General features: G+C 78.1%; 6 protein-coding genes and 1 pseudogene. 2 read left to right on the plus strand and 5 right to left on the minus strand.

Going from position 1 to position 9,114, the window contains the following annotated elements:
* Both FA014_RS15520 and hemE read right to left on the minus strand, forming a co-directional pair.
* A partial coding sequence (locus tag FA014_RS15520) for a protoporphyrinogen/coproporphyrinogen oxidase (RefSeq protein WP_154730558.1) occupies positions 1-820 on the minus strand: 820 nt, incomplete at its 3' end.
* 54 nt (positions 821-874) lie between these two features.
* On the minus strand, positions 875-2,029 hold the full coding sequence (gene hemE, locus FA014_RS15525; protein ID WP_154730559.1) for a uroporphyrinogen decarboxylase: 1,155 nt from the start codon (positions 2,027-2,029) through the stop codon (positions 875-877).
* A gap of 52 nt (positions 2,030-2,081) precedes the next feature.
* Between hemE and FA014_RS15530 the strand changes: the two genes are divergently transcribed.
* Positions 2,082-3,332, plus strand: coding sequence for a glutamyl-tRNA reductase (locus FA014_RS15530; protein WP_154730563.1), 1,251 nt, complete (start codon positions 2,082-2,084; stop codon positions 3,330-3,332).
* A gap of 7 nt (positions 3,333-3,339) precedes the next feature.
* On the opposite strand, the gene purB is transcribed toward FA014_RS15530, so the two are convergent.
* Positions 3,340-4,803 (minus strand): adenylosuccinate lyase, encoded by a 1,464-nt coding sequence (gene purB, locus FA014_RS15535; RefSeq protein ID WP_154730560.1) that lies wholly within the window; start codon positions 4,801-4,803, stop codon positions 3,340-3,342.
* A 260-nt stretch (positions 4,804-5,063) separates the two neighbouring features.
* Here purB and FA014_RS15540 point away from each other — a divergent pair, with 260 nt between their 5' ends.
* Complete coding sequence (locus FA014_RS15540; protein WP_154730561.1) at positions 5,064-6,620, plus strand: methyl-accepting chemotaxis protein; 1,557 nt, start codon at positions 5,064-5,066, stop codon at positions 6,618-6,620.
* A 204-nt stretch (positions 6,621-6,824) separates the two neighbouring features.
* Here FA014_RS15540 and FA014_RS20975 read toward each other — a convergent pair whose 3' ends face one another.
* Together FA014_RS20975 and FA014_RS20120 are read right to left on the minus strand one after the other, a co-directional pair.
* Positions 6,825-8,021 carry a chaplin family protein gene (locus FA014_RS20975; RefSeq protein ID WP_195969312.1) on the minus strand — a complete coding sequence of 399 codons (1,197 nt, stop codon included), beginning with the start codon at positions 8,019-8,021 and terminating at the stop codon, positions 6,825-6,827.
* Between the two features lie 120 nt (positions 8,022-8,141).
* A pseudogene (locus tag FA014_RS20120) lies at positions 8,142-9,114 on the minus strand (hypothetical protein); the annotation flags it as partial.

Consider the following 9,114-nt stretch of genomic DNA (forward strand, 5'->3'; position numbering starts at 1 on the left):
CGGCGGTGCGGTCCGCACCGCCGCGCGCGGCGAGGTCGGCCGCCAGCGCGTCCACCAGCACGTGCAACCCGCCGCGGAACCCGGCGACCGCCGAGCCCGCCGGTGCGAGCGCGCGCAGCGCCGTCACTCCCCGGGCGAGCGACCCCTCGCGGCGCACGGCCGCGAGCAGGCCGGGAGCCACGGCGTCGGCGGCGACGTCGTCCGGCTCGGCGGCGTGCACGCCCGCCACGACCGGCCGGACCAGGCGGTCGAGCACCCGCCGCCCGGAACGGGCACGCACCAGGGCGCCGAGCGTCGTGCCGTCGGCGGTGCCGACCCGCGCGGGCAGCAGCCGGTCGAGGGCGGCGCGCAGCGAGCCCGCGAGCCCGATCGTGCGGCGGACGTCCGCCGCCCAGGGGTCGGCGGGGATGCCGAGCAGGCCCGTGCGGGGGAGCGGCCCCGCGCCCGAGGGCAGCCGCACCCACGCGCCGTGCCGCTCGGGCGTGACCACGCGGTCGGCCAGGCCGAGCTCGTCCGCCAGCGCCGCGACGACGCCGCCGCGGGTCGCGAACGACTCCGCCCCGGCGTCCAGCGCGAGCCCGTCGACCTCGTGCCGCCCGACGACGCCGCCCACCGAGGACCACGCCTCCAGCACCAGCGGGCGCAGGCCGGCGAGGGCGAGCTCGCGCGCGGCGACCAGGCCCGCGACGCCGCCGCCCACGACGACCGCGTCCCAGGGTCCGGCCGGCGGCACCGCCGCGGGAGCGGGGTCGGCGCCCCCGGGTGCGGAGCCCGTCCCGGCTGCCCGGTCGTCGTCGTTCGTGGCCGCGTCCTTCCTCATCCGTCCAGCCTGCCGCGCCGGGGCACCACGCAGCGTGGGACCCCGGGCCTGTCGTCAGATCGCGTGCACGAGCTCCACGACGCGGGTCAGCACGTCCGGGTCCGTCTCCGGCGGCACGCCGTGGCCGAGGTTCACCACGTGCCCGGGAGCCACCACGCCCCGCGCCACCACGTCCCGGACGTGCGCCTCCAGCACCGGCCACGGCGCGGCGAGCAGCGCCGGGTCGACGTTGCCCTGCACCGGCACCCGGCCGTCGAGCCGGCGGACCGCCTCGTCCAGCCCGATCCGGTGGTCCACCCCGACGACGTCGGCGCCGACGTCCCGCATCGCGGCGAGCAGCTCGCCGGTGCCGGTGCCGAAGTGCACCCGGGGCACGCCCAGGTCGGCGACGTGCGCGAGCGCCCGGGTCGAGGCCGGTGCCACGCGCGCGGTGTAGTCGGCCAGCGACAGCGAGCCGGCCCAGGAGTCGAACAGCTGCGCGGCGGAGGTGCCGGCGAGCACCTGGGCCCGCAGGAACGCGCCGGTGACGTCGGCGGCCCACTCGGTCAGCGACCGCCAGGTCACCGGGTCCGCGTGCATGAGGGTGCGCGCGGCGAGGTGGTCGCGGGAGGGCCGGCCCTCGACCAGGTAGGCGGCGAGCGTGAACGGCGCGCCCGCGAACCCGATCAGCGGGGTGGACCCCAGCGCCGCCGTGGTCAGCCGGACGGCCTCGACGACCGGTGCGAGCACCTCCGGCGTCAGCGACTCCGCCGGGTGCTCGGCGCGCAGCCGGGCCACGTCGTCGGCGGTGCGCACCGCGGCGCCCATGACCGGGCCGACGCCGGGCTGGATGTCGACGTCCACCCCCGCCAGCCGCAGCGGGATCACGATGTCCGAGAAGAAGATCGCCGCGTCGACCCCGTGCCGGCGCACCGGCTGCAGCGTGATCTCCGAGGCGAGGTCCGGGGTCAGGCAGGCGTCCAGCATCGCGGTGCCCTTCCGGGCCTCCCGGTACTCCGGCAGCGACCGGCCGGCCTGGCGCATGAACCACACCGGGCGCCGGGCGGGGGTCCGGCCGCGGTACGCGTCCACCAGCGGCGCGTGCGCGGTGCGGCCGTCCACCAGCGGGTGGTCGGCGGGCAGGCCGGTGCCGTCCGGGTGCGACGGGAGGGCGGGGGCAGGGGTCGCCGGGGCGCTCGCGGGCGCGTCGGGGCGTGACGGAGTCGACATCACCACGATTGTGCCCCGTCTTCCCTGGAGTGATTAAATTCTTCGCGTGGTGATGCTGTCGTTGGTGGCCAGCCATCACGACCTCGACCTGTCCGTGCTGGAGCGGTTGTCCGCCGACACCCACGCCGTCGGACGGGAGATCGTGACGGCGTCGGAGTCGATCGCGGGGGCGGTCGTCCTGGCGACCTGCAACCGCTTCGAGCTGTACCTGGATGTCGCCGACGCCGACGCCGCGGACGCCGCGCGGCGGGCCGTCGCCGGGGCCGTCGCCGCGCGTTCCGGCTACACCCCCGAGCGCGTCGCCGACTCCCTCGCCCCCGCCACCGGGCCCGGCGTCGTCGAGCACCTGTTCGCCGTCGCCTCCGGCCTGGAGTCGATGGTCGTCGGGGAGCGGGAGATCGCCGGCCAGGTGCGGCGCGCGCTGACCGCCGCCCGCCGCGACGGCACCACCACCTCCGACCTCGAGGGCCTGTTCCAGGCGGCGTCCCGGACCTCCCGCGCCGTCGAGGGCCGCACCGGCCTGGGGGCGGCGGGCCGCTCCGTCGTGGGCGTGGCGCTCGACCTCGTCGAGGACGGGCTGCCGGACTGGTCCGACGTCCGCTGCCTGCTGATCGGCACCGGCTCCTACGCCGGGGCCAGCCTCGCCGCGCTCAAGGCCCGCGGCTGCCGCGACGTCCTCGTGTACTCCGCCAGCGGCCGGGCCGGGCAGTTCGCCGCGCAGCGCGGGGTCACCGCCGCCACCGACGACCTGGCCGCCAGCCTCGCCGGCGTCGACCTGGTGGTGGCGTGCAGCGGCGCCGCCGGCAAGGTGCTCGACGTCGACGCGCTGATCCGGTCCCGGTCGGCCGAGGCCGCCCTCGGCGCCCGGCCGCTCGCGGTCCTCGACCTCGCGCTGCAGCACGACGTCGACCCCGCGGTCGGCGAGCTGCCCGGCGTGCGGCTGGTCAGCCTCACCACGGTCGCCGAGCACGCCCCCGACGGGCACTCCGCGACGGTGGCCGAGGCCCGGGCGCTCGTCGAGGAGCAGGCCGCCACGTTCGAGCGCGACCTGCGCACCCGGCAGTGGAACCCTCCCGTCGTCGCCGAGCGCCGCCGCGTGCTCGAGGAGCTCGGGCAGGCCGCCGAGGGGCTGCCGGAGCACGAGGCCCGGGCGCTGCGCCGGCGGGTCCGGTCCGCGCTGCACGGCCCGACGGTGCGCGCCCGCGAGGCCGCCCGCGCCGGGGACGCGGCCGCCTACGCCGCGGCCCTGGCGGACCTGGCCGCGGTCGAGGTCCCGCGCCCGGCGGTCGCCGCCCCGCTCTGACCCGGGGTCAGTCCTCGAGGTAGCGGACGAGGTCCGCCGCCAGGCCGGTGTACGACGCCGGCGTGAGCGCCTGCAGGCGCGCCTCGACGTCCGCCGGCAGACCCAGGCCCGCGACGAACTCCCGCATGTCGTCCGCCGTGAGCCGGCGGCCGCGGGTCAGCTCCTTGAGCCGCTCGTAGGGGTTCTCCATGCCGGTGACGCCCGCGACGGACGCCGCGCGCATCGCCGACTGCACCGGCTCGCCCAGCACCTCCCAGTTCTGGTCGAGCTCGCGCGCCAGCAGGTCCCGGTCCACCGACAGCGCCGCGAGGCCCCGGCGCACGTTGTCGACGGCGAGCAGCGAGTGCCCGAAGGCCGGCCCGATGTTCCGCTGCGTCGTGGAGTCGGTGAGGTCGCGCTGGAGCCGGCTCGTCACCAGGGTCGCGCCGAGCGAGTCCAGCAGGGCGCAGGACAGCTCGAGGTTCGCCTCGGCGTTCTCGAACCGGATCGGGTTCACCTTGTGCGGCATCGTCGACGACCCCGTCGCGCCCGCCACCGGGATCTGCGTGAACACGCCCCGGGAGATGTAGGTCCACACGTCGGTCGCCAGGTTGTGCAGCACCCGGTTGAACCGGGCGACGTCGGCGTACAGCTCGGCCTGCCAGTCGTGCGACTCGATCTGCGTGGTCAGCGGGTTCCAGGTGAGACCGAGGTGCTCGACGAACGTACGGCTGACCTCCGGCCAGTCGGCGCCCGGGACCGCGACCACGTGCGCGCCGTAGGTGCCGGTCGCGCCGTTGAGCTTGCCCAGGTACTCCGCGGCCTCGACCCGGCGGAGCTGCCGGCGCAGCCGGTGCGCCAGGACCGCGAGCTCCTTGCCGAGGGTGGTCGGCGTGGCCGGCTGGCCGTGCGTGAGCGCCAGCAGCGGCACGTCGGCGAGGTCGCGCGCCGTCGCGGCGAGGTCGTCCACCAGCCCGGACGCCGCCGGCAGCCACACGTCGCGCACGGCCCCGCGGACCATGAGCGAGTACGACAGGTTGTTGATGTCCTCGCTGGTGCAGCAGAAGTGCACGAGCTCGGACACGGACGGCAGGACGGTGCCCGCGCCCAGCACGGACGGCGCGGCGGCGATCTTCTCCTTGAGGAGGTACTCCACCGCCTTCACGTCGTGCACGGTGGTGCGCTCGATCTCGGCCAGCCGCGCGACGTCGGCGGCACCGAAGTCCGTGACGACGGCCCGCAGGTACGCCTGCTCGGCGGCCGACAGCGCGGGGGCGCCGGGGACCACGCCGTGGGTCGTCAGGTGGATCAGCCACTCGACCTCGACGTGCACCCGCTCCCGGTTCAGCGCCGCCTCGGAGAGGTGGTCCACGAGGGGCGCGACGGTCCGGCGGTACCGGCCGTCCAGCGGGCCGAGGGCGATCGGCGGCTCGACGTCGGCGAGCGACGAGCGGGCGGGCGCGGCGGACGGGCTGCTCTCGTGCGCGGGCATGGGCCGCATCCTCCCACGGCGCGCGGGCGGGTGATCCGGGCCGGTCGCCCGGCGGACGCGCGTCGCCCGTCGCGCCAGGTCGGGCCACCGCGCGCGGCCGCCACGGGGTCGCACGGGCGGGTGACGCCGGAGGGCCGCACGGGGAGAGCGCTCGCCCGACCCCTCACACGGGCGCCGGCGCTGCCGATGCTGAGGCGACTCAGGGGGACGCCGTGCGGAGCAGACGCGGCCACGCGGGCACAGCAGCGAGGGGTACGGACATGGCGGGACTCAGGGGGCGCCGGGGCGTCGCGGCCGAGCCGGCGCAGGACGTCGGCGTCGAGCGGGAGCTCCGCGCGCTGGACGACGTCGTCCGGGCGCTCGGGGCGTCGTCGGGCGGTGGTGACCTCCCCGAGATCGTCGAGACGATCCGGGCCGCGCTGGGCTTCGACTACGCGTCGGCCTGGCAGGTCGACCCGGGCGAGGGGGCTCTGGTGTTCGTCGCGCAGACGGGCCACCTGTCCCGGGAGCTCACGGACATGACGCCCGGCTACCGGATGCCGAAGGGCGTCGGGCTGTGCGGGCTCGCCTGGCAGCGGGACGGGGTGCTGCCGGTGGCCGACCTGCAGGAGCACGCGACCAACTGCGCCCGCGGCGAGGTGTTCCTGCGCGCCGGCGCGCGCGGTGCGATGACGATGCCGCTGTGGCACCGCGGGGAGGTCGTCGCCGTCCTCGACTTCCTGTCCACCGGGCGGCGGTCGGAGGGACCGGCGCAGGTGCTCGTCCTCGACGTGCTCGCCCGCACGGTGTCGCAGGCGCTCGAGGCGCGCCGCGCGGCGGAGTCGATCGCCCAGGTGGCCCGCGACCAGCAGGCCGTGACGACCTCCGTCGCGAAGGTCGGCGCGTGCACCGTCGAGGAGGAGGCGCTGCGCGTCGCCCTCGACACCGTGCGCGAGGAGTTCGGCTGGGAGTACGGCTCCTACTGGGCGGTGGACCCCGAGGCGCGCGTGCTGCGGTTCCAGGTCGAGTCGGGCACCGCCGGCGAGGAGTTCCGGCGGGTCACGCTCTCCGCCAGCTTCGCCGAGGGCGTCGGGCTGGCCGGCCGCGCCTGGCGCGCACGGGACCTGGTGTTCGTGCGCGACCTCGGCGAGCTCACCGACTGCGTCCGCGCCCCCGCGGCGCAGCGGGCCGGCGTCCGGTCCGGCGTGTGCATCCCGGTGGTCGTCGGCGACGAGGTGCTCGGCACGATGGACTTCTTCACCACCGAGACGATCGAGCTGACCGACAGCCGCCGCAGCTCGCTGCGCAACGTCGCCCGCCTGGTGTCCCAGCGCGTCGACATCCTCCGGGCCGTCGCCCGCGACCGCGCGGCGTCCGAGGCGCTGCTCGGCAGCGTCGCCCGGCTGTCGGAGAGCGCGTCCGAGGCCGTCCGCGTCGCCGAGGAGGCCGTCGCGCAGACCGCCGCCATGGCCGAGGAGGTCCGCACGCTCGAGGCGTCGTCGTCCGCGGTCGGCGACGTCATCCGGGTCATCTCGTCGATCGCCGACCAGACGAACCTGCTGGCCCTGAACGCCACCATCGAGGCCGCCCGCGCCGGGCAGGCCGGCCGCGGCTTCGCGGTCGTCGCCACCGAGGTGAAGGACCTCGCCGGCGGCACCTCGACCGCGACGTCCCGGGTCGAGCAGCAGGTCGCCGACATCCAGGCGAACACCGCCGCGGTGTCCCGCGGCATCGAGTCGGTCAGCACGACGATCCGGCGGATGGACGAGGTCCAGGCCCGGATCGGCGAGGTGCTCGACGAGCAGCGCGAGATGGCGCGGTCGTTCCGCGCCTCCTGACCCCGCGGCCCTCGGGGCGTACCGCGGGCCGGCGACGGGCCCGCACCCGTCGCCGGCCGCGGTGGCCGGTTCCACTCCTCTCCTCGGTTCCGGGGTCGGCGTCAGCGTGTGCCGCCCCGGGCTGCGGGGTCCTGGACCACGTGGGTCCGTCGGCCGGCGGAGGTCCCGCACCCGCCGCCGGCCGACGGGTCTAGCGGCGGGCGGTCAGACGAGCACCGCCCGCGGGAGCCGGCGGAGCAGCAGGCCCAGGGCCAGCAGGCTCAGCGCGGCGAGGCCGGTCAGGGCGGCCGGAGCCCCCGTCGAGGCCAGCGCGGCCGGTGCGGTGACCGCCACGGCGGTGCCGGCCGTGGCGGCGGTGCCGGCCGCGCCCTCGAGCGCAGCGGCGGTGCCGGCAGCCGCGAGGACGTCCGACAAGGAGGTCACCGCGGCGACCGTCGTGGTGCCGTCGGCGGCGCCGGAGCCGTCCGCGGCGCCCGGGGTCGTGCCGGGGGCCGCGGTGCCGGGGCCGGTCGTGCCGGGGCCGGTCGTGCCGGGGCCGGAGCCGCCCGGGGCGGTGCCCACCTCGTCGGCGACCGTGGCGTCGCCCACGACGCCGAGGGCGACGTCGCCGACCGTGACCGGCACCTCGATCGGCAGGACGACGCCGATCCCGCCCAGCAGGCCGTCGGAGTCGCCGCCACCGACCGTGGCGGCGGGGCCGTCGGCGCCGGTGGTGCCGGTGCCGGTCGACGTGCTGGACGCGTCGCCGAGCAGGCCGAGGGCCACGTCGCCGACGGTGACCGGGACGCTGATCGGCGCCGCGACGGCGGTCCCGGAGCCGACGCCGTCGGTGTCCCCGCCGCCGACCGCGGCGGTCGGACCGCCGGTGCCGCCGGACGGCGTCGCGCCACCGGCGCCCGTGGTCGAGGCGTCGCCGAGGACGCCCAGGGCGACCCCGTCCACCGTGACCGGGACGCTCACCGGGGCGGCCACGCCGGTGCCGGTGGCGACCCCGTCGGCGTCCCCGCCCGCGACCTCGGCGGTCGCCGGGGACGACGGCGCGGGGGCCGTGGCCTGCGTGGCGGTGGCGGTCGCGTCGCCGAGGACGCCGACGGCGACCGTCGAGACGTCGACCGGGACGCTGACCGGTGCGGCGACGGCGGTGCCAGAGGCCACCCCCTCGGAGGTGCCGCCGTCGGCCGCGGCCGCGGGAGCGGTCGCCGGTGCAGCGGGCGCGGCGGGCGGCGCCGCCGTGGTGGTCGTCGCGTCGCCGAGGACGCCGGCGGCCAGGCCGCTCACGTCCACCGAGACGTCGACGGGTACCTCGATGCCGAGGCCGGACAGCACGCCGTCGTCGTCGGCGGCGGACGCCGACACGGCCCCGGCGACGACGAGGCCGCCGGCCAGCAGAGCGGTGTGCACCGCTCGCAACATGTTCCTGTGCATGGTGGTCTTCCCCTGCTCCTGAGTCGGTGCGCCGGCGCGCGGCGCGAGGGCCCGTGGGGCGCGGCGGCACGGGTGCCGCGGGCGCCGGGGCCCGACTCAGGCGGGGAAGACGGGGACGTCGCGAAGACGCAGCGGGAGCTCGACGCGGCCGCGGGCGACGGCGAGGAGCCGCGACCCGCCCAGGACCAGCGCGAGGGTCGTGAGGACCGCCAGGACGTCCTGGCCGGCGGGGGTGCGCAGCGCGCTGCCCGAGGCGCCCGTGCCGGACGGGGCCGGTGCGCTCGGGGCGGGCGGGACGGGGTGGTCGCCGCCACCGGCCGGCGCGGACGCCGACCGTGCGGCGTCGTCGCCGCCGGCGGGAGGAGTGCGGAGGGCCTCGGCCGCGCGGTCCGCGGGGGAGTCCGGCGCGGTGCCCGGCCGGTCGACGGGCGCCGGCCCGGCACCGGTCCAGAGCCGCAGGGGCAGGAGGTCGGCGGTGCCGGCGGCACCCGGCGCAGCCGGGACAGCGGGGGGTGTCGGCGACGCGACCGGCGGCGGCACCGGGGACTCGGTCACCGGGCGGAGCACCCCCAGGACCGGCGCGAGCACGTCGCCCACGGCAGTGCCGTCGACGCTGCCCAGCACGGGGTCGAGCACCCCGGCCACCACCGGGGCGACGACGGGGGCCAGGACCGGCGCGACGGCGTCGGCGACGGGCGTCAGCACCGGGGTGAGGACGGTGAGCACCGGGGCCGGCACGGCGTCGACCACCGGCGCCACGACGGCCGGCGTCACCGGGTGCAGGACGGGCGCGAGCGGCTCCGTCGCCCGGACCACGGGGGCCACCACGCCGCCGACCACGTCGTCGACCAGCGGGGACGCGGCGTCCACGACCGGTGCGACCACGGCGTCGCCGACAGCGGACGTCACGGTTCCGGGCACCCCGGGGGCCGCTGCGGCGGGGGTGGTCGCGGCGGGCGTCGAGGCCACGACCTCGGGCGCGTGCGACCCGGACGGGTCCGGCCCGGACGCGGAGGCCGCGTTGTCCGCGGCGTGCGCCGGCGGCGTGCCCTGCGGATGAGCAGAGATT

Source organism: Cellulomonas hominis, assembly GCF_005239125.1.
GTDB classification, from domain to species: domain Bacteria; phylum Actinomycetota; class Actinomycetes; order Actinomycetales; family Cellulomonadaceae; genus Cellulomonas; species Cellulomonas hominis_A.

Excerpts from the sequence above, each read along its gene's own strand:
- hemE (WP_154730559.1), bottom strand. The coding sequence starts at position 2,029 with ATGTCGACTCCGTCACGCCCCGACGCGCCCGCGAGCGCCCCGGCGACC.
- FA014_RS15530 (WP_154730563.1), top strand. The coding sequence starts at position 2,082 with ATGCTGTCGTTGGTGGCCAGCCATCACGACCTCGACCTGTCCGTGCTG.
- purB (WP_154730560.1), bottom strand. The coding sequence starts at position 4,803 with ATGCCCGCGCACGAGAGCAGCCCGTCCGCCGCGCCCGCCCGCTCGTCG.
- FA014_RS15540 (WP_154730561.1), top strand. The coding sequence starts at position 5,064 with ATGGCGGGACTCAGGGGGCGCCGGGGCGTCGCGGCCGAGCCGGCGCAG.